Raw genomic sequence first — 23,623 nt, forward strand, 5'->3', positions numbered from 1 at the left:
CATCATTATTGCCGACACTATCGGCGATAATGATAGATTTGTTTTTATTGTTTTTCTGTGTCTATGGTTTTTTGTATAAGTTCTTGCTTTTGTTGCTCTATAAAGTGTGTTATATGACCTTTATGCCATAACCACCCACCTGTTATACCAATACCTAATACTAAAGCTATCCAAAATACAATAGCAAATTTATTACGACGTTTTCTCATTGGGTCACGTAAATTACGTTTTGCATTCTTCGGTAATTCTGCTTTACTAGTGAGTAATCCACCTAATAATAAGTTTATTTTCACTTGCCCATTAATTGCCCAACCGGATGCTTCAAGAAGTGGACCAAGTGTACGGTGTCTTAATTTTAACCAAGCTAAAATCACAGAAGGGCCCGATATAATGACAAATAATCCAATAATAACCAAAGGAAGTTGCCACCAGCTTAATGAAAATAGTGCTTGGAAAATGGTTGCTAAAGCAGTACCAATTGCACCAAGTGCTAAGCCAATTGCGGCAAATATACCCACGCTTTTACCAATATCAAATTTGGTATCTGGATTTTGTAAGACTTGCGTACCGGTTTTTTCGATATCGGCATCTTTGCTGGTTGCCCATTTATTAATTTGTTCAGTAATTAGGCGACCAATACGTTGATAAGGAGCCCAAACAGCTTGTTGGATACTGATTGGTTTTGTAATAATTTTAACTACATTAGCATCCCAATCATTACCTTCATTGTCAATAAATACACCGTTACGACCTTCGATAAGTAAATCACCTTGCCCTGCAGTAATAGCCGCTGCAATCACCTTTTTTTCACCTTGTCTGGTACATTCACAGTAAAGTAAACACAGTTCCGAGTAGTTAGACATTGTAATGTGTTTGGCAATATTATCTACCGAAACACATAACGTTGCACAGCGACCATCAATATAGAGTTTTCCAAGTTGAAATGCGGCTCTTTTTTCAAGTGAAAAGAAATCAGAAAAAGAGGTAAAATTGACGAGTAGTCGATACAAATGTTTGTGAAATAGAACAAGTTTTTCTAAAATTAAAACATCTGAGGCTGAAATCGGCGTTTTATTGTCTTGATCAACCATTTCTTGAAATTGAGCCAATAAATCACTATTTGCCATGTTTTTAATCGTTTTGTTTGATAAATCTTCAATGCTATCGGTTGGTTGAACTGAAACTTTGGTTTGAACCATACTAGGTTTTGAATTAATCAGCGAGGCGTAAGGATCCAGACTGGTTTGAATATTTTGCCATTCTTCTTCTGTTAGTACATTAGAATTAGCTAATAACGGCGAAACGAGTGTTTTAAATTGTGTAATTTTTGCTTTCCATAATGGATTGAGCCCATTGACCAAATCGAGAGAGTTATGGGTATCGATTTTTGATAACGGTAATTCGGCTAGCGCTTCGTCTGATAATAACCCATTTTCTGTTGGGACAATATACTTCTCATCAACGTTCAATGCTGTTTGTGCTTGTGGTGCATATTGTGCAAGTTCCACACGTAAAAAATAGTCATCTATTTTGGGTTTTAGCGTTTGAACAAGGTTCCATATTTCAGCACTATTTTCGCCAAATGGTGTTTGTGTATTACTTATATCCTTTTGCCATTGTTGCCATATTTGTAAGTTTTGAACAAATGTTTTGGCAATATTTATGTTAATTCCATTTTCTCCACTCATATCTTTTTCAGCCCCAACAATTTTTATTGCTGATTTGATAAAAGTTTGCATTTCTGGTGATAGCTCGGCGGATGCAGGAAAAATTAAATCACCATTGTAAAGTTTGCCTGCATTAATCTTAATAGATTGTTGTACATCATCTTGAGTTAAATAATCACAATCACTTTTGTTTAAATTTACAAGAATGCTGCGAGCGGTGATGAATAATTTTTTACCTTGTTCTGTTTCTGTATTAATTTGTGACAAAGGTAAAATATCTGATGAATGTAAGATCGTTTCAAAAGAGTGAATTTTACCTCTTGTCCAAGCGATAGCATCTAATATATCGGGAATGCGAATGCGACCGTCTTGATCTTCATCCAAAAGTGCCAATGTTCGTTTGTCAAAATCTAGCCCTGTCGTCGGGCAACTGAGTGCGACCCATAATTTAGGGTCAAGATTGGGTAGATTAATAATATCGTCGGCGTTTTTAAAAACAACTTGATCTAATCCACCTACACGCTGAAATGTCCACATATGACTCATGATAACCTCCATACTGAAATTTATTTTATTTCCTTTATGTAAATAAATATAACAGTATTAGTCGTTTAATGAAAGAGAACAGTGATTTTAAGCTTGTGAAATTTTAAAAAATTTTGAAGAATTGAGTTTAGTTGCTGACCACAACTTTATGATAGAATAACGCCATATTACTTAATATCCAAATAAAAAATAACTATGTCATTAATCAATCTTACAAATGCTTATCTTTCCTTTAGTGATGCGCCACTACTCGACCATATTGATATGTCGATTGAAGCTAATGAGCGTGTCTGTCTTGTTGGGCGTAATGGTGCAGGTAAATCAACGTTACTTAAAGTATTAAATAAAGAAGTACCGTTAGATGAAGGTCAAATTATTTATGAGAATAATGTTGTTGTGTCACGTTTACAACAAGATCCCCCAAGAGATATTCAAGGAAATGTGTTCGATTTCGTTGCAGAAGGTTTAAAAGAACAAGCTCAATTATTGAGGGATTATTATGATTTATCTCATCGTATTGAACAAGATCCCAGTGAAAGTAATCTGTCTAAATTAGCTAAATTACAAGAGCAATTAGATCAGCAAAATGGTTGGCAACTTGATGATCGTATTCGTAATGTTATCTCTTCACTTTCCTTGGATGGTGATGCGCTACTGTCATCCTTATCAGGAGGTTGGTTGCGTAAAGCCGCATTGGCTAAAGCATTAGTGTGTCAGCCAACAGTATTGTTACTGGATGAGCCAACTAACCATTTAGATATCGAAACGATAAAATGGTTAGAGGAATTTTTAAAAAGTTTTAATGGTAGCATTGTGTTTATTTCACATGATCGTTCTTTTATTCGGCAAATGGCAACGCGTATTATTGATCTCGATAGAGGTAAAGTGGCTTCATGGGGTGGTGATTATGATAGTTATCTTGTTGGAAAAGAGGAAGCACTACGTGTCGAAGAGTTGCAAAATGCAGAATTTGATAAAAAATTAGCTCAAGAAGAAGTGTGGATACGTCAAGGTATCAAAGCTCGCCGAACCCGTAACGAAGGTAGAGTACGCGCTTTAAAGGCGATGAGACAAGAACATTCACAGCGTCGCCAAGTCATGGGCAGTGCAAAAATGCAAATTGAAGAAGCGTTGCGTTCGGGCAAAATTGTTTTTGAATTGGATAATGTGAGCTATCAAGTCGCAGATAAATTACTGGTTAATGATTTTACGGTACAAGTATTACGTGGCGATAAAATTGCGCTGATTGGTCCTAATGGTATAGGTAAAACAACACTTTTAAAGCTGATGTTAGGTAACTTACAGCCGACGTCGGGTAGCGTACATTGTGGTACCAAATTGGAAGTCGCTTATTTTGATCAGTATCGACTTGAGTTGGATCCTGAAAAGACTGTGATGGATAATTTGGCTGAAGGTAAGCAAGAGGTGATGGTTAATGGTCGATCTCGTCACGTGCTTGGCTATTTGCAGGACTTTTTGTTTCCACCAAAACGCGCCAGAACTCCTGTTCGTGCATTATCTGGCGGTGAGCGAAATCGTTTATTGTTAGCTAAACTATTTTTAAAACCAAGTAATTTATTAGTTCTCGATGAACCCACCAATGATCTGGATATTGAAACTTTAGAGTTGTTAGAAGAACTAGTTAATGATTATCAAGGCACTGTTTTATTGGTTAGCCATGACCGACAATTTGTTGATAATGTGGTTACCCAATGTTGGTTTTTTGAAGAACAAGGTCATATCGGTATTTATGCGGGCGGTTATACTGATGCTTTACAGCAACAGCAGCAAGCAAAACCCGTGTCGGTGAATAAAAATACTGCACCGGTTAAATCCGATGAAAAAGCGGTAACAGCAGAAACCAAAATGCCTGAAGCGAAAAAGAAAGTAAAGTTAAGTTATCATGAACAACGTGAATTAGCACAATTACCAAGCCAAATAGAGCAATTGGAATTAGCAATAGCTGATTTACAAGCGCAAATAGGGCACAGTGACTTTTTTAATCAACCCCACGAGGTGACAAGCCCGATTTTAACTGATTTGGCCAATAAAGAAGCTGAACTAGAAGCAGTTTTTGCACGTTGGGAAGCGCTTGAGTCGTTAAGTCAACAATAATAGCGTTAAGAGCTTGCTTGGCAAGCTCTTGTTAGCAATTTACCATGTTCTTTTTGTTAATATTAAAAAGAGTGCTAATGCAAGAATAACAAATATTGCACCAATAAATCCGATATACTCGGTTGATAGTCGAACTAAGACTTGGCTACCCACAAATGCACCTGCTCCAATGCCGATATTATAAATACCTGAATAAACGGAGGTTGCAATATCGGCTGCATCTGGAGCAACATCGATGACTTTACTTTGCATAACCATGCCGATAATGGTGATCGCAAGTCCCCATAACATGCCTTGTATGATTGCAGTGATTAAATTGAATGAGCAAACATAAAGCGAAAGTAAACAAATCATTAATAATAACAACGGAATGATTAGAATTGCTGTTGGATGTCTATCAGAATATTTAGCAAAGACAACACTGCCGATCATACCTGAAAAACCAATAGCTAATAGAATGCTAACCACCACTTTTTCGTTAAAACCACCGACATTTATCATAAAAGGGGTGATATAGGTATAAGCACAAAAATGACCAGTAATAATAATTGCTGTTAACAGATAGATATTAAGTAATACTGGTCGTTTAAGCACTTTCGGAATATCACGGATAGATAAGGTGTCTGTGCTTGGCACAGGCGGTAATAAATAGAGTAATGAAACCATGACACAAAAAGCAATAAAACCGATGCATAAAAAAGTAATCCGCCAACCAACAACTTGACCAATTATCGTGCCAATTGGAATACCTAAAATTGTTGCCATTGAAACGCCGACAACAATAAAACCCATTGCTTTAGCTTTTTTGCCATTGGGTGCAAGTCGAACTGCTAAAGGCGTAGTAATAGCCCAAAATACAGCGTGTGCACAAGCGATTCCAATTCTGGCTACCATTAAACTATAAAAGTCCCAAGCAAAACCCGCTAAGATATGGCTACCAATGAATAAACAGAATAAGAAAACAAGAAGTTTTCGGCGATCCATTTTTGAAGTTAATACCGTTAAGGGTAACGATAATAATGAAACAGACCAAGCATAGATAGTTAATAATAATCCTGCATGCGCTTCATCCATTGAAAAACTTTTAGCGATGTTGGGTAGCAACCCTACCGGAACAAATTCGGTGGTATTAAAAATAAATGCTGCAAATGCCAAACATAAAATTGACGACCAAATTCGAGACCGTTTATTAGCATTGTTTATCATGTTGTTTTTTAAAGAAGGGATAAATAGATTGAGTGTCATTATAACATGAATAATGTTCGTTATTAAACAGTCAGTAAAGATAATGGTGTCATCTTCGATGACAACTAATCGGCATTCTTTATCGATTTTGTACCTTCATTCGTAACAGGTATATAATACTCATACCTTTCCACTAGCAGTGATGATAATCATGAATCAACTTTTTATTACGATATGTCTATTAATTTTTAGTAATATGTTTATGACGTTTGCTTGGTATGGCCATTTACGTTTTTTGCATAATCAAGTCTGGATTGTTGCCGTTTTTATTAGTTGGGGGATTGCGCTGTTTGAGTATTTATTGCAAGTTCCTGCTAATCGTATAGGCTTTCAAGCTGCCACCGCTGGTCAATTAAAAATTATTCAAGAAGTCATTAGTTTGTCTGTCTTTATACCCTTCTCAATTTATATCTTAAAAGAACCTTTTAAAACTGATTATATTTGGGCTGGTTGCTGTTTGCTTGGTGCAGTATTTTTTATGTTTCGAGATAAAATTTTTGCATCATAAACAGTTATGATACCTCTATTTTAAATATCATTACGGCTTGAAGAGTGATTCGATCTTTTATATCACTATTGATAAAAAGTGACAGTATGAAAATGTGATAGTTGTCACATAATGTAAATGATGTCATTTATTAATCCAATAATTCAATTTAATATTGATTAATATCAAATAAATCAATGTGATTAGACAATAAGATTTAGAAAACTTTATTGTATGGACATTGTAACAAGGCAATTTAATCGTTTTAAATACCAACGATATAGGAATATCAATATCGAGAAAGAAAAGGGGCCGTCTATGCAAAAAATGTTAGTTAAAAGTATTATGCTGTATTCTTTATTATGTGCTCAAGCATTCGCCGTAGAAATAAAAGATGTGACAACACATCCCAATGACTATTTTCTTACTGAAAATCAAGCTCCTGATAGTTTACAATTGTTATCACCTCCTTCATTTACCAGTGTTGAATTTTTAAGAGATAAAGCTATGTATGATTGGGGTAAATCGATGCGTCATACCGAACGAGGAAGACAAGCTTATATTGATGCTGACTCTAGCAAGGAAAATGTCACTCAGCAATTTTCAACGTCGTTTGGTTTTGATATATCTGCTATCAAAACACCCGAAATTTATAAATTGATTACGACAATGAAAGAAGATGCTGGTGATCTGGCTACTCGTTCGGCGAAAAATTATTACAATCGTATCCGACCATTTTCGTTTTTCAATGAGCCCACTTGCCGACCAGAAGACGAAAAAACGCTCTCTACTAATGGATCTTATCCCTCAGGACATACAACAATTGGTTTTGCTATATCGCTGGTGTTAGCTGAAATCAACCCACAACGTCAAAATGAAATTTTAAAACGTGGTCTTGAAGTGGGTGAAAGTCGTGTTATTTGTGGATACCATTGGCAAAGTGATATTGATGCGGCTAGAGTGATGGCGGCGAGTGTGGTTGCACAACTGCATGCTAATGCCCAGTTTAATCAACAACTGGCAAAAGCCAAAATGGAGTTTAACCGCTTAAAAACCAACCAACAAAATAAAAAATAATAAGAATTATCGAAAAATATGATTCGATTGTAAATCCAATGTTTATCAATTTAAGGCTGATATTGGCTGTTTCGTTAAACAACCAATATCCAGCTTAACAATCATAACGCTTTAAATGAGATATCCGGTAAAATCGCTTCACCTTGCCAATATAATTCACTGGCAAGTTGCCCGGCAATTCGACAATAATTTTCAGTAAATTCACTGTCTGGATGACTAATAACTGTTGGCGTTCCGGTATCAAGGTCTTGTCGCAACATTTTATGCAGCGGTATTTGACCAAGTAATTGAGTTTGATATTTTTCGGCAAGTTGTGCCGCACCACCTTCACCAAAAATTGCCTCGTGGTGCCCACAATTTTCACAGATATGGTAGCTCATGTTTTCGATAATACCTAGCGTCGGGATATTAACCTTATTAAACATTGTGATCCCTTTTTTAGCGTCAATTAAGGCAATGTCTTGAGGCGTGGTAACAATCACCGCGGCAGTAACAGGAATACTTTGCGCGAGTGTTAATTGAATATCTCCTGTCCCTGGTGGCATATCAATCACTAAATAATCAAGTTCAGGCCAAAGTGTGTCTTGCAAAATTTGCAATAATGCTTTACTTGCCATTGGTCCTCGCCATACCATTGCTCCATCCGAATCGACTAAATAGCCAATCGAGTTACTGGCTAATTCATAGGCCATAATTGGTGTCATATGTTTATTGTCGGGAGTAAGTGGTTGTTGTTTTTCGGTTCCTAACATGGTAGGTATAGACGGGCCATAAATATCGGCGTCTAAAATACCAACTTTGGCGCCTTGTTTTTGCAGTGCAAGCGCAAGGTTAATCGCGGTTGATGATTTACCGACTCCTCCTTTACCAGAGCTAATGGCGATGATGTTTTTAATGTTTTTTATCGCTTGTTGATGATTTGCTCGTTTTAGGGTGGCAATATTGAAATCAATTTGCCAATTCACTTGTTTTATACCGTCAAGTTCGAGTAATTGAGGTGTAATGGTTTTTTTTAGCTCTTCAAAAGTGATTTGCCATGCAAAGGGCATCGTTAAATGAATATGCAAAGTTTGATTTTTCATTTCACACTTTTTAACTGCACCTAATTTGATTAAATTTTTTCGCAAAGTAGGATGAGCAAAATTTTCAAGAATCTTTTTGGGTTCCATGGTGATTAGCCTTCATTTTTTATCTACGGTTTTATCTGCTTTTATGCTGATTTGTATAATTATCATGCTTATTTAAGTAAAATATTGAGAACAGCCAAATCATTTTATGCTTTCCAAAATATCGGGAGTCATTAGTTTGCTGATTTTTCTGAATCTGGAAAGAATTTTTATTAAATTATGGCATAAATCTAGCGATAATCCCATGTTTGATGTACTATTCCCGACATTATGTAATAAAAGGTATTAAATTGACATGACAACAAAACGCAAAATATTAGTGACTTGTGCACTTCCTTATGCAAATGGTTCAATTCACTTAGGACATATGCTAGAACATATTCAGGCTGATGTATGGGTACGCTATCAACGAATGCGTGGCAATGAGATTTACTTTATTTGTGCAGATGATGCGCATGGTACGCCAATCATGCTTAAAGCCCAACAATTAGGGATGACGCCTGAACAGATGATTGCAGAAGTTAAAACTGAACATCAACGTGATTTTGCTGGATTTAACATCAGTTATGACAATTACCATTCAACGCATAGTCCAGAAAATCGTGAGATATCTGAACAGATTTATAAAAAGCTAAAAGCCAATGGTTATATCAAAACAAAAGTAATATCACAATTATTTGACCCAGAAAAACAGATGTTTTTACCTGATCGGTTTGTGAAAGGCACGTGTCCACGTTGTAAAGCCCCAGATCAATATGGTGATAACTGTGAAGTTTGTGGTGCAACTTATAATCCAATTGATCTCATTAATCCTCAATCGGTTATTTCTGGCGCAACCCCAATAATGAAAGACTCAGAGCATTTCTTTTTTGATTTGCCCGCTTTTTCAGAAATGTTACAGGCATGGATCCGATCGGGCACATTGCAAGATCAAGTTGCGAATAAAATGCAAGAGTGGTTTGAAGCAGGATTACAACCTTGGGATATTAGTCGTGATGCTCCTTATTTTGGTTTTGAAATTCCGGATGCACCCGGTAAATATTTTTATGTTTGGTTAGATGCGCCAATAGGTTATATGGGATCTTTCCTTAACTACTGTAATAAAAATAATAAAGCGATATTTGATGAGTTTTGGAATAAAAACTCAACGACTGAACTTTATCATTTTATCGGTAAAGATATTGTCTACTTCCATAGTCTATTTTGGCCAGCAATGTTAGACGGTAGTGAACATCGTAAACCTTCCAATATTTTTGTTCATGGCTATGTCACGGTTGATGGTGCAAAAATGTCAAAATCACGTGGAACTTTCATTCAGGCAAGTACTTACTTAAAACATTTAGATCCAGACTGCTTGCGTTACTATTATGCAGCGAAATTGTCGCCACATATTGATGATATCGATTTAAATTTGGAAGATTTTGTCCAACGTGTTAATAGTGATTTAGTCAATAAAGTTGTTAATATTGCTTCCCGTTCGGCAGGCTTTATCAGCAAACGTTTTGACGGTAAATTGTCTGATAATCTTTCTGAGCCAGAACTTTATGCTTTGTTCATTGAAAAATCAAAAGTAATTGCTGATTATTTTGAACAACGTGAATCCGGTAAAGCAATACGTGAAATTATGGCACTGGCTGACGAAGCAAATCGTTATATAGATGAAAAAGCGCCGTGGGTTGTAGCAAAACAAGAAGGGCAAGATCAAGCATTACAAGATATTTGTTCAATGGGGATTCATCTATTCCGTATTTTAATGACCTATTTAAAACCTATTGTGCCAGCATTAGCAGAACGCACTGAAGCATTTTTAAATAGCCAATTAACGTGGGATTCGATTAATCAACCTTTGACCGGACACAATATTAACAAATTTAAAGCCCTATTTAACCGTATAGATATGGATAAAATTACTGCTATGATTGATGAAACAAAACAACAAGCTGCATTAGCGACGCCAGCTAAAGAAAAAGTTGCTGAACCGATTGCTGACACGATCAATTTTGATGATTTTGCAAAAGTGGATATGCGTGTTGCATTAATTAAAAATGCAAGTGTTGTTGAAGGATCAGACAAATTATTGCAACTTACACTTGATATAGGAGACGAAACTCGTAATGTCTTTTCAGGCATTAAAGAGTTTTATCCTGATCCTCAAGTTTTAGTGGGCAGATTAACGATTATGATCGCTAACTTAGCGCCTCGTAAAATGCGTTTTGGTATCTCTGAAGGCATGGTACTTTGTGCAAGTGGTAAAGATGATAGTGAAGGCGTTTACTTATTGTCACCTGATAGTGGAGCAAAACCGGGTATGCGAATTTCGTAATTAATTGTTTTCTTTTTTTACATCTTAACAAGTTAAAACGCTTGTTAAGATGTTTAATTTTTTTAACGTGTTTTGTTGTAAAAGTTTTAAGACTTTTGATTTTCAGCCGCATTGCCAGAATAAGGTAAAATACTATCTTTTAATGTAAATGAAAAATCTTTTGTGCTGATTTCTCCGATGATGTTGTCGCTATCATATAGCGCCATTAAAAAACCAGCCATTTGCTCTGCTGTGTGATATTGGCTGAAACTTTTATTATAGTCATATTCATTGACATTATTCGCTTTTTGACCGAATTCAGTTTGGGTTGCCGCAGGGGCTAAGACTTTAGCCGTTAATTTCGCTTTTGCTTGTCTTAATTCTTGCGCTAAACCTTCAGTAAAAGCATTAACATAGAATTTAGTCGCACAATAAGTGACAGCATTGGGTACAATTGTGTATCCACCTCGTGAAGAGATATTAATTATTTGTGTGCCAGATTGATGGTGATATTTATGCACATACAGCGTTGATAGAATTGTTAAGGCTTCGATATTTAAATGTAGCATAGATTGTATTTTATCTAAATCTTGATCTTTAACACTTCCGTAATGCCCAAAACCTGCATTATTTATCCATGTTTCAATATAATAGCTATCTAATTGTTTAAAGAGTGAAAAAACATTATTGGCTTGCGACAAATCACAAATTTTAATGATGACTTCCAAATTTGGATTTAATTCGGCAATTTTTTGTTTCAATGTTTCTAGTTGTGATTCTCTTCTTGCTATCAATATAAGGTTTTTATTTCGTTTAGCAAATTCAATTGCAGTGGCATAACCAATGCCTGAACTTGCGCCGGTAATTGCAGTGTATTTTTTAACATGATTGTTCATTTTTTTTCCTTTTAATTTCTTAATAAAGTAATTGTTATGTCGGTTTTCCAAAGACTATGGAGTAATTTTCTGTTTATTGGATTTCTATGCTTTAACTAATTGATTTTGAATAAAACACAGTTTATGTTGGTTAAGTTCACGCCAATCACCAACTTCAGGATATAAAGCTAGTTTTGATAGAACCAAATACCCTTTGCGCAAATTATTAAAATATAAAGGTGTTTACTTTTTACGTCATTATTTAGGATAACAAGCGATCTTCAATTTGTTGTATTATTCAGTTTTGAATCTATAACGTTATCTTCAATAGAAGTTTAATTGACAATACCTGTTTATCTCGTAGTAAATTTTATGTTTTCACACCCAAGATGATTTTGTTTTATTATCTTTATAAAATAAGGGATAATAAATATTATAAAAATTGATTTATTAACAACTGGGAGTTGATAATTTGGATCTATTAAAGTGTATGGAAGCATTTGTATTGACGGTGAAAACAGGATCGTTTGTGTCTACGTCAGTATCATTGAATACTTCACCTCAGATGGTGACTAAATACATTGCTTTTTTAGAAAAACACTTAGGATTAAAATTACTTAATCGAACAACACGCTCGCAACATCTTACCGTGTTTGGCAAACAGTATTATCAACGGTGTTTGTTAATTCTTGCAGAAATAAAAGAGACGAAGATATTAGCCCAACAATTTATTGAAGAGCCAAAAGGTCGATTAAGGATTAGTGCACCTGTCAGTTATGGACACTATAATTTAATTCCGGTCATTAGCCGTTTTATGAAACGCTATCCTAAATTAAACATTGATATTCAATTAAGTGATCGCTATGTTGATATAGTAAAAGAGGATTATGATATTGTGTTTCGTATCGGTCAATTAAATGATTCTGGTCTGATCGGACGCAAACTTAAACCTTTTCAGCTTATATTTGCTGCTTCGCCCAGTTATTTGATGCAAAATGGTGTACCAGCTGTTCCTGACGATTTAAAAAATCATCAGTGTCTAATTTATCAATATGTGAATCGAAATAAAAATGATTATGTTTGGCCATTTACGATGAATGGCAAAGCCGTCAATCTTTCTATTTCTGGTTCATTACAATCAAATGATACTTCAGCATTAGCGATTGCCGCTATTGAAGGTTTGGGGATAACGATGTTACCCGAACCGATGCTTAATGAGGCGATAAAACAAGATAAATTATTACCGATATTACAAAATTATTTACCTCCCGCTCGGGAAGTCCATATGCTTTATACTGCTGACAGGCAACCGCTAGCTATAATGAAAATGTTTATTGAATTCGTGGTTGATACGATGTCATGAAAATGATCAAATGATGTTATGATCAGACTTGATTTAAGATAACTGCTATAAGGCAATAAAAAAAGGCGATAAAATCGCCTAAAGTCAAACAGTTATACTTAAAGATTATTGTATTGTTGCTAAGGTACTGACTTCATTACCAAGCATATTATTTAGATAGACTAAATCGTCTGCGGTTAATGTACCAACAGCATATTTAAGTTGTAGTAAATTTATTAGATAGTTATATTTAGCATCTGATAAATTTCGTTTAGAGCTATAAAGTTGAGTAGTTGCATTCAATACATCAACAATAGTTCGAGTTCCTACTTGATAACCTGAATTCGTCGCTTCTAATGAGCTTTCAGCTGAAACAACCGCTTGTTGATAAGCTTTAATCGCACTAATTGACGAAGAAATATTGTTATAAGAAGAACGGACTTGATTGATTACACTGCGATTAGTACTTTCAAGCTTTTCACTCGAACTAACGTAGTTGTGTTGAGCTTGCTCAACTTTAGATTGCGTAGCGCCACCTGAGAAGATAGGTAAATTTAAACTTAATCCAACATAATTATTACCTGAATAAGATTTTCCTCTATGGCCCCCATTAGTTGCAAAATTATCCCCATATCTATCGGTTTTATTTAGATTTGTTGATGCATCTAAACTTGCTGTCGGTAGGTGTCCTGCTTGTGATAATTTGATTTGATCACGAGCTATTTCTTGGTTTAATTTCATTGTTAATAAATTAAGATTAGACACTTCAGATTGTTTTAACAACGAATTAATTGAAATTGGCGCTTCGGTTTTAAACATTTTGGTATTAATGGTTGCTAAATTTGAATAGAATCGACCACTGACCTGACGTAAGTTTTCGATAGCGTTATTCAAATCGTTCAATGCATTAACTTGTTGAGCAAGCGTAAGGTCATAATTTGCTTGCGCATTTTGCACATCGGTAATTGCTACCAAACCAACTTGATGTTGTTGTTTGGTTTGTTGTAATTGACGACCAATTGCTTTTTTCTGTGCATCGATAAAGTTTAATGCCTCAAGTGCTTTAAGTACATTAAAATACGCAACTGAGGTATTTAATATAAGCGTTTGTCCTTGATATTGATAAGCTATATCAGCAATACTAGCTTGCTTTTTAGTGATATCTAAAGCTTTCCAATTAGAATAATTAAAAATACTTTGTGATAAGCTTACTTGATAAAGGTTCCCACTTTTCGATTTTACACCACTGGTATCACGACGCCCATGAGTTACACCATAAGAAGCACTTAAACCAATTTGTGGTAATAAGCTTGCTCGTGATCCAGAAATTGCTGAATATGCCTTTTCTTTTTCAGCTAATGAACTGCTTAAATCAGGATTCGTTTCCTTAGCTTGTTCATAAACCTGAACCAAATTTTCGGCAAATACAGAGTGGCTTAGCGCTAAGCCGATTAGAAAGGTTAAAGTTTTTTTCATCAATTTTCTCTTTAAAACATTCAAATATAATAGTATTTTTAATTTGCATAATTTTAACAGATAAATAGGATATAGTAAGCATAGTTTGTTAACTATTCGCACTTTTTATTCAAATTAAGACTAAAATTGAGAGTTTCTATGAAAATTAATAATGATCCTGTTGTGTTTAACAAGAAAGATGTGTTTAATTTGACTAAACGCGTTTTGTATAAAGGTTTTTTTTCTTTAATTGAATACCGTTTTCAATACCGTAAATTTGACGGCACCAAAAGCGATGTCGTAACGCGAGAAATTCTGGAGCGGGGACATGCTGTCGTGTTATTAGCTTACGATGTTAAACTTGATAACGTAGTCATGATAGAACAGATTCGTATTGCTGCTATCGAAACTCAGGATAGTCCGTGGTTATTAGAACTTATTGCTGGCATGATGGATCATGAAAATGAATCTTATGAAGAGGTTGCAAGGCGAGAAGCGATGGAAGAGGCTGGTATAACAGTTGGACGTTGTAAGCCGATTGTAAGTTATTTGGCATCACCGGGCGGATTAACGGAAAAACTTCATATATTAGTTGGTGAAGTAGATTCTTCAACTGCTATGGGAATTCATGGATTGGCAGAAGAAAACGAAGATATCAAAGTGCATGTAATTAGCCGCAAGCAAGCTTATCAGTGGGTTCAAGAAGGCGTGATTAATAATGCGGCATCAATTATTGCGCTTCAATGGTTACAGCTCAACTATAAATCATTAAAAGATGAATGGATATAATCAATGGCAATGATCACATTTAAGTTTTTCTTTCATAAAAATGTGATCCATTTTACACTTTATAAATCTACTTGAATTTATAATAAAAAATATTTAGTCTAGCCAGCTTTGCTATCCTTATTTTGGGGATTTGATTATCTCTAATCGTGTATTTTGATAAAATGTTGAGGTCAATTTTGGGGTCATTTTTAACGCTTCCAATCATAAATAGAAATTACAGTAATATTTTACATATTACCGATACACATCTTTTTGCTAATGACCAGAGTAAATTATTAGGTATTGATTCAAATGCTAGTTTTCGAACAGTGATAAGAGAAATAGAAAATAGAAAAAGCCCGTTTGACTTAATAGTGGCAACAGGTGATTTTGTTCAAGATGGATCAAAACAAGCTTATCGTCTTTTTGCCGAGCAAATACAAAAATTTAATTTACCTTGTGTTTGGTTAGCAGGCAACCATGACAATTATCATGATATGCATGAAATTTTTGCTGACTATCAACTGGCTGAAAATAAAATTGTTCTTCTAGGGGATAAATGGCTTTTAGTGTTGCTTAATAGTCAGGTTGTGGATCAAGCCTATGGTTTTTTACCCCAGTCAGAACTTGAATTTTTGCAATGCACATTAACAAGTCATGATGATCGTTATGCTTTTGTGTTTTTGCATCATCATGCTATTGAGTCAGGTTGTCACTGGTTAGATCAACACATATTAAAAAACAAACATGAACTAGAAGAAATTATTAAGCATCAACCCAATATAAAAGGCGTAGCTTGGGGACATATTCATCAAAGTCTGGAATATATTTGGCACGGCTGCAAAGCGTTTTCTACACCTTCCACTTGCGTACAATTTATGCCAAAATCTTATGATTTTAAATTATCCTATGAAGCACCAGGATGGCGAGAAATCAAGCTTTCAATAGATGGAACAATTCAATCCAAGGTTCATCGTATTGCTGACAATTGTTTTCAACCAGATATGTCACAAAATGGCTATTGAATTAGATCCGATTATAACATTAGTTTTAAAAAATTAATTTTTTATAGCAACGGTGCAAAAAAATAAAAAAGTCGTTCAATAACACGTTGCCAAATTGGGCGTTTTTTCCATTCATCGATATTTACGATATCTGAGTTAGATAAGTATTTATGTAAAAGCTGAGATAATGATTTAGCAAATTCAGCATCATCAATAACTGTAGTGATTTCAAAATTGAGCCATAAACTACGCATGTCTAAATTTACGGTACCCACTAAACTAAGTTGATTATCAATTAACACACTTTTGGTATGTAATAAATTATCATTAAATTGATAAAGTTTGACACCACCTTCTAGTAATTCAGAGAAAAATGCTCGACTAGCCCATTTGACCATAAGTGAATCATTTTTTTTCGGAACGATAATAATCACTTCAACACCTCGCTGAGCAGCTGTCACAACAGCGTGTAATATATCATCGCTAGGCACTAAATAAGGGGTAGTAAAAATAATTTGTTCTTGCGCTGAGTATATTGCGGTTAACAGCACTTGATGAATCATATTTTCAGTATAACCCGGCCCTGAAGCAATTAATTGCATTATGTGTTTTTTCTCTTCGGGCGGTTCGGCAAACTCAGTAATTTGCGGTAATGCTAAGTATTTCCCCGTTTCAAGCTCCCAATCACTTGCATAAATTGCACCCATTAACGTTGTCACTGGCCCATTCATTCTTACCATGATATCTACCCATTCGCCAATGTGTTTATTTTGTTTAAAATAGCGAGGATCCACGATATTCATACTGCCAGTATAAGAAATATAATTATCAATAATAGCAACTTTGCGATGTTGACGTAGGTCAAGACGTCGGAACATAAAACGTAACAGATTTACTTTTAACGCTTCGATAATTGTAATGCCTGCGTCACGCATTCTTTTACTTGCTTTGGTTCTGATAAAATGGCGACTACCTGCGGAATCAACCATTAAACGACAGGTTACGCCTCGTTTGGTTGCGACAATCAATGCATTCTCAACATCATCCGCTCTACCGCCTTCGTTCCAGATATAAAAAACCATTTCAATATTGGATGTTGCATGATTGATATCATCGATTAAACGATCGAATATCTCATCTGTTTCGCTAAGTAACTCTATATGGTTACCATTAATACCATCTAGGCCGGTTTGGTGCTTACAAAGTTGAAAAATCGGTTTACTGACTTGACTAACATTACGGGTAAAAATATCAGGAAAATCTTCAAGTCGATTAATAAATTTAGCAATTGTAGGACGCATTTGTTGCGCACGTTTTACACGTTGTTGACCTAAATGGGCTTCCCCTATGGCAAAGTAGAGTATGATTCCAACAATTGGTAAAATATAGATTATTAACATCCATGCAATAACGTAGGTTGTCGGTCTGCGTTTGAAAACAATACGCAATGAGGTTGCTACAATAAGCAACCAATAAGTTAGAAAGATCAACGAACTAATTAGAGTATGGAATGAGTATAATTGCATATTGCTCAACTATTGTTAAGATTTAATTTGCTAATCGGGTCTTTGTCGCAATCGAAGTTTTGAAATATTTCTGGTAAAGGTTTTGGATTATTATGCTTATCGACAGACACATAGGTAAATACCGCATCAGTAATACAAAAACGCTGTGTTGTATCATCAGTATCAATTAATTTTTTGATCCAAACTTCAATAGCAATTGTCATTGAGGTTCTTCCTGTTTTTATACAACGAGCATAGCAGCAAACTACATCACCAACCATAGCGGGTTTATGAAAAGTAATGCTACTGGCATTAACAGTCACGACTCTGTTTTTAGCAATCTCTTTTGATAAAATACCACCTGCAAGATCCATTTGAGACATGATCCAACCACCAAATATGTGTCCATGTGGGTTGGTGTCTGAAGGCATAGCAAGCGTTCTGAGTACTAGTTGTCCCTTGGGATTGTCAGTTGTTTGTTTCATCACTAAAATTACTCCTACCTATGCTATTTATTTACTTTCTAAATCTTTATTAAGATTTTTATAGATATAAATACCAGAAATTAAGGATAATAACAATGATGCAATGGGTAAAATAAAAACCTTAAATTTCCAAAAAAAGTTATCAGACATATAATAAGTTGCAATCAAACTGAACGTTCCACAAAGTATAAAAAAGACTATCCATATTAAATTCAGTTTATTCCAAATAATGTCATCTAATTGTAACTCTTTGCCTAACATTTTTTGAATTAAGTTTTTCTTAAATATAGATTGACTGATTAATAGAACAGATGCAAATAAAAAATTAATAATTGTTACTTTCCATTTTATGAATATCGCTTCTTTTGTGGCGAGCGTAATACCACCAAAAATCATCACCATCAAAAAGGAAATTAATTCTACTTTATCAATTTTTTTGTATAAAATCATTCCAATAACAAGTGATACACATGATGCAATCATTAATGCTTGAACACCAACAAAAATATCATACATTGTCAAAAAGACAAAAAAGACAACAAGTGGGACAAAGTTTAAAAGCTGTTTCATTTTAATTATTAACCTAACAGAAGAATTACGATAATTTGAAAAGTAAAAAAAGCCTATAAAATAGGCTTATTTTTTGGTATGAAGTTCTGGGTGTTTTTTGCAATTACCGGAATCACAATGACCATAAAGATACAAACTATGGAAAGTTAATTTTACGCCATATTGTTCTGCAATTTCTTTTTGTCGGGTATTAATAATTTCATCACGAAATTCAAATACTTCACCACAATCTAAACAAATTAGATGATCATGATGTTGTTGTGTTGCAAGTTCAAATACGGCTTTACCACCCTCAAAATTGTGTCGGGTTACGATACCTGCGTCATCAAATTGGTTTAAAACTCGATAAACTGTTGCAAGTCCAATTTCTTCTCCCATATCAAGAAGTTTTTTATAGAGATCTTCTACAGTAATATGTTGGCATGAAGGATCACGTAGTAACTCTAAAATTTTTAAACGAGGTAATGTAACTTTTAAACCAGCACTTTTCAGCGCTGCATTATTATCTCTATCATGATTTGTCATATTACATCCCAATATAGTTGATATAAATTAATGATTATAAAATATGATGAACGAAAAATACATTAAATCATTAAAATAGATTAAATATTCATTTCTGTTTTTACTTGTTCAACCCAAGTAGAAATGCGTTCTTCTGTTAATTCTGGTTGACGATCTTCGTCAATTGCCAAACCAACAAAATGTGTATCATCAACTAAACCTTTAGATGCTTCAAAGTTATAACCTTCAGTTGGCCAATGCCCAACAATTTTGGCGCCTTTCGGTTCGATAATATCGCGTATTGTTCCCATTGCACTGCAGAAGAATTCTGAATAGTCTTCTTGATCTCCGCAGCCAAAAATAGCAACAGTTTTTCCGTTAAAATCGATTTGCTCTAAATTAGGAAAGAAGTCTTCCCAATCTGCTTGTGGATCACCATAATACCAAGTTGGAATACCGAAAATAAGGTAAGCATATTGTTCGATATGCTCTTTGGTGGCTTCTCGAATATCTAAAAGATCGGCTTTATCGTTACCCAAAATGAGTTGGATTTGTTTGGCAACATTTTCTGTATTGCCTGTATCACTTCCAAAAAAAATACCAACTTGTTTCATTTTTTTACCTTTACAATTATTACGATATTAATTTAGCTAATGAGTATATCATTGTCACTTATTATCAGCAATAATTCTCAATTACAATACCTATAAGATATTATTTACTACACAATTGATTAATCTTGGATTAGAATTGAGGCTATTTTTAATATTAACTTAAGTTGTGGAATTTGTTTATGAACTTGCATGAATATCAATCCAAATATCTTTTCAAGCAATACAACTTACCCGTACCAGAAGGGTTTGTATGTAACTCAATGGATGAAGTACAAGATACTTTAGCTGAATTAGCATCTAAGTCTGATTCAGGTGCTTGGGTTGCTAAATGTCAAGTTCATGCAGGGGGCAGAGGAAAGGCTGGTGGTGTAATTTGTACTAATGATCTTAATCAAATTAAACTTTTTGCTGAAAAATGGCTAGGTCAGCATCTTGTCACTTATCAAACCACATCAGAAGGTCAACTTGTTAATCAAATCTTAATTGAAAAAGCTTCCAATATACAGAAAGAACTTTATTTAGGGGCAGTAATAGATCGTAGTATTCAACGTGTGGTCATCATGGCTTCAACTGAAGGCGGCGTTGATATTGAAAGTGTCGCTGAAAAATCACCACATTTAATACATAAAATTGCACTTGATCCTTTAACCGGTCCTTGTGCTTTTCAAGGTAGAGAACTTGCCTTTAAATTAGGGTTAACGGGTAAACTTATTAACCAATTTGCCAAACTATTTGTTAATTTTGCGCAGTTTTTCTTAAAAAATGATGTGTCATTAGCAGAAGTCAATCCTTTGGTTATTACCGATGCCGATGAATTCGTTTGCTTAGATGCTAAAGCCGTTTTAGATGATAACGCAATGTTTAGACACCCTGACTTAACTATTTTAAGAGATACCACACAAGAAGATAAACGTGAATCTATTGCCGCCAAACAAGGGATTAGTTATGTTTCGTTAGATGGCAATATCGGTTGTATGGTTAATGGGGCAGGTTTGGCAATGGCAACCATGGATATGATCAAACTTTATGGTGGAAAACCGGCCAATTTTCTCGATGTAGGCGGCGGTACAACCAAAGAGCGAGTCGCTGAAGCGTTCAAATTGATTTTATCAGATAAAAATGTCAAAGCGATATTGGTCAATATTTTTGGTGGTATTGTTCGATGTGATCTAATTGCCGATGGTATTATCAGCGCCATTAAAGAAATTGGGCTAACTGTTCCTGTTGTTGTTCGTCTTGAAGGTAATAATGCTCTGCTTGCCAGAGAAATTTTAATTGAAAGCCAATTAAATGTTATTACAGCCGAAAGTTTGACTGATGCTGCACAAAAAATTGTTGCGGTCGCATAATAATAGGAAGAGTGGGGAACAATAATTATGTCAATTTTAATCAATAACGCAACGAAAGTCATTTGTCAGGGATTTACGGGTAGCCAAGGTACCTTTCATTCACAACAAGCGATTGAATATGGAACTCAATTGGTTGGTGGGGTTACACCCGGTAAAGGGGGAACAACTCATCTCGGATTGCCGGTTTTTAATACTGTCAAAGAAGCTGTTGAAGCGACGGGGGCAACGGCAAGTGTGATTTATGTTCCTGCGGCATTTGGCAAAGATTCGATACTCGAAGCAATTGAAGCAGGTATTAAATTAATTGTTTGTATCACTGAAGGTATTCCTACTTTGGATATGCTTATTGTCAAAGAAAAGCTAAAACAGAGTCATACAATTATGATTGGTCCTAATTGTCCGGGTATTATTGTGCCTGATGAATGTAAAATTGGCATTATGCCTGCGCATATTCATCTAGCTGGTGATATCGGTATTGTGTCTCGATCAGGGACTTTGACTTATGAAGCAGTCAAACAAACTACTGATATTGGACTAGGTCAATCTGTTTGTATTGGTATTGGTGGTGATCCCATTCCAGGCAGTGATTTTATTTCTATTTTAGCATTACTTGAGCAAGATCCGAAGACTAAAGCAATTGTGATGATTGGCGAAATTGGTGGTAGTGCGGAAGAAGAAGCTGCTGAATACATTAAAAAACATGTTAGCAAACCAGTTATAGCCTATATTGCCGGTATGTCGGCACCAGCCGGCAAACGCATGGGGCATGCAGGAGCAATTATCTCGGGTAATAAAGGCACTGCTGAAGAAAAGGTAAAAGCATTAACTGCTGCTGGTGTAGTTGTAGTTAGTAGTCTTGCTGAAATTGGTAATGCGGTAAAAAAAGCAGTTTAAACAGTGTTTTTTTTGACATTAATCAATTTTTATTCTTTAAATATTGATGTACAATATTGCGATATATCTTTATACACTTTGTGGGCATATTAAAGGAACAGGGAGCAATTATGTTAGATATAGTAGAACTATCGCGTCTCCAGTTTGCACTCACGGCAATGTATCATTTTATTTTTGTACCATTAACGCTAGGTTTAGCGTTTATGCTAGCAATTATGGAAACGGTATATGTTGTTAGTGGTAAGCAAGTCTGGAAAGATATGACTAAATTCTGGGGAAAACTGTTTGCTATTAACTTCGCTGTTGGTGTAGCAACAGGTTTAACAATGGAATTTCAGTTTGGTACTAACTGGTCTTATTATTCGCATTACGTCGGCGATATTTTTGGGGCACCATTGGCAATAGAAGGGTTAATGGCCTTTTTTCTAGAATCAACAATGGTAGGGTTATTCTTTTTTGGTTGGGATAGATTAAGTCGCGGTAAACATCTTCTTGTGACATGGTGCGTTGCATTCGGGTCGAATTTTTCTGCGCTATGGATTCTCGTTGCTAACGGTTGGATGCAGTTCCCAATCGGTTCAGATTTCAATCCAATCAACTCTCGCATGGAAATGGCAAGTTTTTATGATCTGATCACCAACTCTGTTGCACAATACAAATTTGTGCACACTGTCGCAGCGGGTTATCTAACAGGTGCGATTTTTGTCTTAAGTATCAGTTCTTATTACTTACTTAAAAAACGTGATAGCGAATTTGCTAAACGCTCTTTTGCCGTAGCAGCTATGTTTGGTTTCATTGTATCTATTGTTGTCGCGATTATGGGGGATGAAGCCGGTCACGAAATGACAACCGTTCAGCCAGCTAAACTTGCTGCTATCGAAGCCGAATGGGAAACTCAATCCGCCCCTGCATCATTTAATGTTATTGCTTTTCCTTCTCAAAAAGATAAAGAAAATTTATTTGCGATTGAAATACCTTATGCAATGGGCATTATGACAACACGTTCATTGGATAAGCAAGTAACAGGGTTAAAAGACATTTTAGCCACTAACGAAATGCGAATTCGTAACGGTATTTTAGCTTATACAAATCTTGAAAAAATCCAACAAGGAAATCAAGATCCCGAGGTGCTTAAATTGTTTGAAAATAACAAAGCTGATTTAGGTTATGGTTATTTAGTCAAACGTTTTACTGATCGAGATAATTTAACGATTCCGGAAGCGACAGAAGCGCACATTAAAGCTGCCACAGAAGATTCTATTCCTACTGTTTGGCCACTATTCTGGTCATTTAGAATCATGGTTGGTCTTGGTGTATTAATGATCTTAGGAACTGGTCTTGCATTATGGACTACTTATAAAAATAAAATTGGTGAAAAACGTTGGCTTCACCGTTTATTATTAGTGTTCTTACCTTTTCCATGGATAGCATGTGAATGTGGTTGGTTTGTTGCTGAATACGGTCGACAACCATGGGCAATTCAAGATATTTTACCAACAGGTGTGGCTAATTCGTCGTTAACTCCAGGTGAAGTATTATTTACTATGATACTAATTTGTGGACTTTATACTCTGTTCTTAGTTGCTGAAATGTTCTTAATGTTTAAATTTGCACGTCTTGGACCAAGTTCTTTGGGGACAGGCAAATATCATTACGAAAAAACGCAACCAACTACAGAATAGGACAAAGGGA

Annotated in this window: 20 protein-coding genes; 10 read left to right on the top strand and 10 right to left on the bottom strand. The window is 35.2% G+C overall.

Annotated features, from left to right (window positions below; translation table 11 throughout):
- Positions 1-44: 44 nt before the first annotated feature.
- Positions 45-2,213: a hypothetical protein gene (locus ACGH4F_RS05335; RefSeq protein WP_411590309.1), complete on the bottom strand. Its 2,169-nt coding sequence runs from the start codon at positions 2,211-2,213 to the stop codon at positions 45-47.
- 195 nt (positions 2,214-2,408) lie between these two features.
- Between ACGH4F_RS05335 and ACGH4F_RS05340 the strand changes: the two genes are divergently transcribed.
- Complete coding sequence (locus ACGH4F_RS05340) at positions 2,409-4,328, top strand: ABC transporter ATP-binding protein (protein ID WP_411590310.1); 1,920 nt, start codon at positions 2,409-2,411, stop codon at positions 4,326-4,328.
- 39 nt (positions 4,329-4,367) lie between these two features.
- On the opposite strand, the gene ACGH4F_RS05345 is transcribed toward ACGH4F_RS05340, so the two are convergent.
- Positions 4,368-5,534, bottom strand: a complete 1,167-nt coding sequence (locus ACGH4F_RS05345) for a sugar transporter (protein WP_267349746.1) — start codon at positions 5,532-5,534, stop codon at positions 4,368-4,370.
- A gap of 190 nt (positions 5,535-5,724) precedes the next feature.
- Here ACGH4F_RS05345 and ACGH4F_RS05350 point away from each other — a divergent pair, with 190 nt between their 5' ends.
- Both ACGH4F_RS05350 and ACGH4F_RS05355 read left to right on the top strand, forming a co-directional pair.
- Positions 5,725-6,081, top strand: a complete 357-nt coding sequence (locus ACGH4F_RS05350) for a DMT family protein (RefSeq protein ID WP_411590312.1) — start codon at positions 5,725-5,727, stop codon at positions 6,079-6,081.
- Positions 6,082-6,378: 297 nt separating this feature from the next.
- Positions 6,379-7,137 (top strand): acid phosphatase, encoded by a 759-nt coding sequence (locus tag ACGH4F_RS05355; protein ID WP_411590314.1) that lies wholly within the window; start codon positions 6,379-6,381, stop codon positions 7,135-7,137.
- Positions 7,138-7,238: 101 nt separating this feature from the next.
- Here ACGH4F_RS05355 and apbC read toward each other — a convergent pair whose 3' ends face one another.
- A complete protein-coding gene (apbC, locus tag ACGH4F_RS05360; RefSeq protein WP_411590316.1) occupies positions 7,239-8,306 on the bottom strand; it encodes an iron-sulfur cluster carrier protein ApbC in 1,068 nt (355 codons plus the stop codon).
- A gap of 253 nt (positions 8,307-8,559) precedes the next feature.
- Between apbC and metG the strand changes: the two genes are divergently transcribed.
- Positions 8,560-10,587: a methionine--tRNA ligase gene (gene metG, locus ACGH4F_RS05365; RefSeq protein ID WP_220215571.1), complete on the top strand. Its 2,028-nt coding sequence runs from the start codon at positions 8,560-8,562 to the stop codon at positions 10,585-10,587.
- 86 nt (positions 10,588-10,673) lie between these two features.
- Here the strand turns inward: metG and ACGH4F_RS05370 are convergent, their stop codons facing one another.
- Complete coding sequence (locus tag ACGH4F_RS05370; RefSeq protein ID WP_267349737.1) at positions 10,674-11,462, bottom strand: SDR family NAD(P)-dependent oxidoreductase; 789 nt, start codon at positions 11,460-11,462, stop codon at positions 10,674-10,676.
- A 469-nt stretch (positions 11,463-11,931) separates the two neighbouring features.
- On the opposite strand from ACGH4F_RS05370, the gene ACGH4F_RS05375 reads away from it, so the two are divergent.
- Positions 11,932-12,804 carry a LysR family transcriptional regulator gene (locus tag ACGH4F_RS05375; protein WP_267349735.1) on the top strand — a complete coding sequence of 291 codons (873 nt, stop codon included), beginning with the start codon at positions 11,932-11,934 and terminating at the stop codon, positions 12,802-12,804.
- 105 nt (positions 12,805-12,909) lie between these two features.
- Here ACGH4F_RS05375 and tolC read toward each other — a convergent pair whose 3' ends face one another.
- On the bottom strand, positions 12,910-14,259 hold the full coding sequence (gene tolC, locus ACGH4F_RS05380; protein WP_267349733.1) for an outer membrane channel protein TolC: 1,350 nt from the start codon (positions 14,257-14,259) through the stop codon (positions 12,910-12,912).
- Between the two features lie 138 nt (positions 14,260-14,397).
- On the opposite strand from tolC, the gene nudF reads away from it, so the two are divergent.
- Together nudF and cpdA are read left to right on the top strand one after the other, a co-directional pair.
- The gene (gene nudF, locus ACGH4F_RS05385) at positions 14,398-15,027 is read left to right on the top strand and encodes an ADP-ribose diphosphatase (RefSeq protein WP_411590319.1); all 630 of its coding nucleotides are present in this window, start codon (positions 14,398-14,400) and stop codon (positions 15,025-15,027) included.
- Between the two features lie 176 nt (positions 15,028-15,203).
- Positions 15,204-16,031, top strand: coding sequence for a 3',5'-cyclic-AMP phosphodiesterase (gene cpdA, locus ACGH4F_RS05390; RefSeq protein ID WP_267359427.1), 828 nt, complete (start codon positions 15,204-15,206; stop codon positions 16,029-16,031).
- 41 nt (positions 16,032-16,072) lie between these two features.
- On the opposite strand, the gene cls is transcribed toward cpdA, so the two are convergent.
- From cls to fldA, 5 genes are all read right to left on the bottom strand, one after another.
- The gene (gene cls, locus ACGH4F_RS05395; RefSeq protein ID WP_411590321.1) at positions 16,073-17,536 is read right to left on the bottom strand and encodes a cardiolipin synthase; all 1,464 of its coding nucleotides are present in this window, start codon (positions 17,534-17,536) and stop codon (positions 16,073-16,075) included.
- A gap of 5 nt (positions 17,537-17,541) precedes the next feature.
- Complete coding sequence (yciA, locus tag ACGH4F_RS05400; protein ID WP_267359429.1) at positions 17,542-18,000, bottom strand: acyl-CoA thioester hydrolase YciA; 459 nt, start codon at positions 17,998-18,000, stop codon at positions 17,542-17,544.
- 27 nt (positions 18,001-18,027) lie between these two features.
- Entirely contained in the window at positions 18,028-18,570 is a 543-nt protein-coding gene (locus ACGH4F_RS05405; protein ID WP_267380804.1) for a septation protein A, read from the bottom strand.
- A gap of 66 nt (positions 18,571-18,636) precedes the next feature.
- Positions 18,637-19,095 carry a ferric iron uptake transcriptional regulator gene (gene fur / locus ACGH4F_RS05410; RefSeq protein ID WP_065558774.1) on the bottom strand — a complete coding sequence of 153 codons (459 nt, stop codon included), beginning with the start codon at positions 19,093-19,095 and terminating at the stop codon, positions 18,637-18,639.
- A gap of 80 nt (positions 19,096-19,175) precedes the next feature.
- A complete protein-coding gene (gene fldA, locus ACGH4F_RS05415) occupies positions 19,176-19,688 on the bottom strand; it encodes a flavodoxin FldA (protein ID WP_267349728.1) in 513 nt (170 codons plus the stop codon).
- Positions 19,689-19,867: 179 nt separating this feature from the next.
- On the opposite strand from fldA, the gene sucC reads away from it, so the two are divergent.
- The 3 genes from sucC (at position 19,868) to ACGH4F_RS05430 (ending at position 23,613) form a co-directional block, all read left to right on the top strand.
- Positions 19,868-21,037: an ADP-forming succinate--CoA ligase subunit beta gene (gene sucC / locus ACGH4F_RS05420; protein ID WP_267349727.1), complete on the top strand. Its 1,170-nt coding sequence runs from the start codon at positions 19,868-19,870 to the stop codon at positions 21,035-21,037.
- A 27-nt stretch (positions 21,038-21,064) separates the two neighbouring features.
- Positions 21,065-21,931, top strand: a complete 867-nt coding sequence (gene sucD / locus ACGH4F_RS05425) for a succinate--CoA ligase subunit alpha (RefSeq protein WP_411590322.1) — start codon at positions 21,065-21,067, stop codon at positions 21,929-21,931.
- A 110-nt stretch (positions 21,932-22,041) separates the two neighbouring features.
- A complete protein-coding gene (locus ACGH4F_RS05430; RefSeq protein ID WP_267349725.1) occupies positions 22,042-23,613 on the top strand; it encodes a cytochrome ubiquinol oxidase subunit I in 1,572 nt (523 codons plus the stop codon).
- Positions 23,614-23,623: the final 10 nt, after the last annotated feature.

It is taken from the genome of Gilliamella sp. CG35, from assembly GCF_046635745.1.
Lineage (GTDB): Bacteria > Pseudomonadota > Gammaproteobacteria > Enterobacterales > Orbaceae > Gilliamella > Gilliamella apicola_I.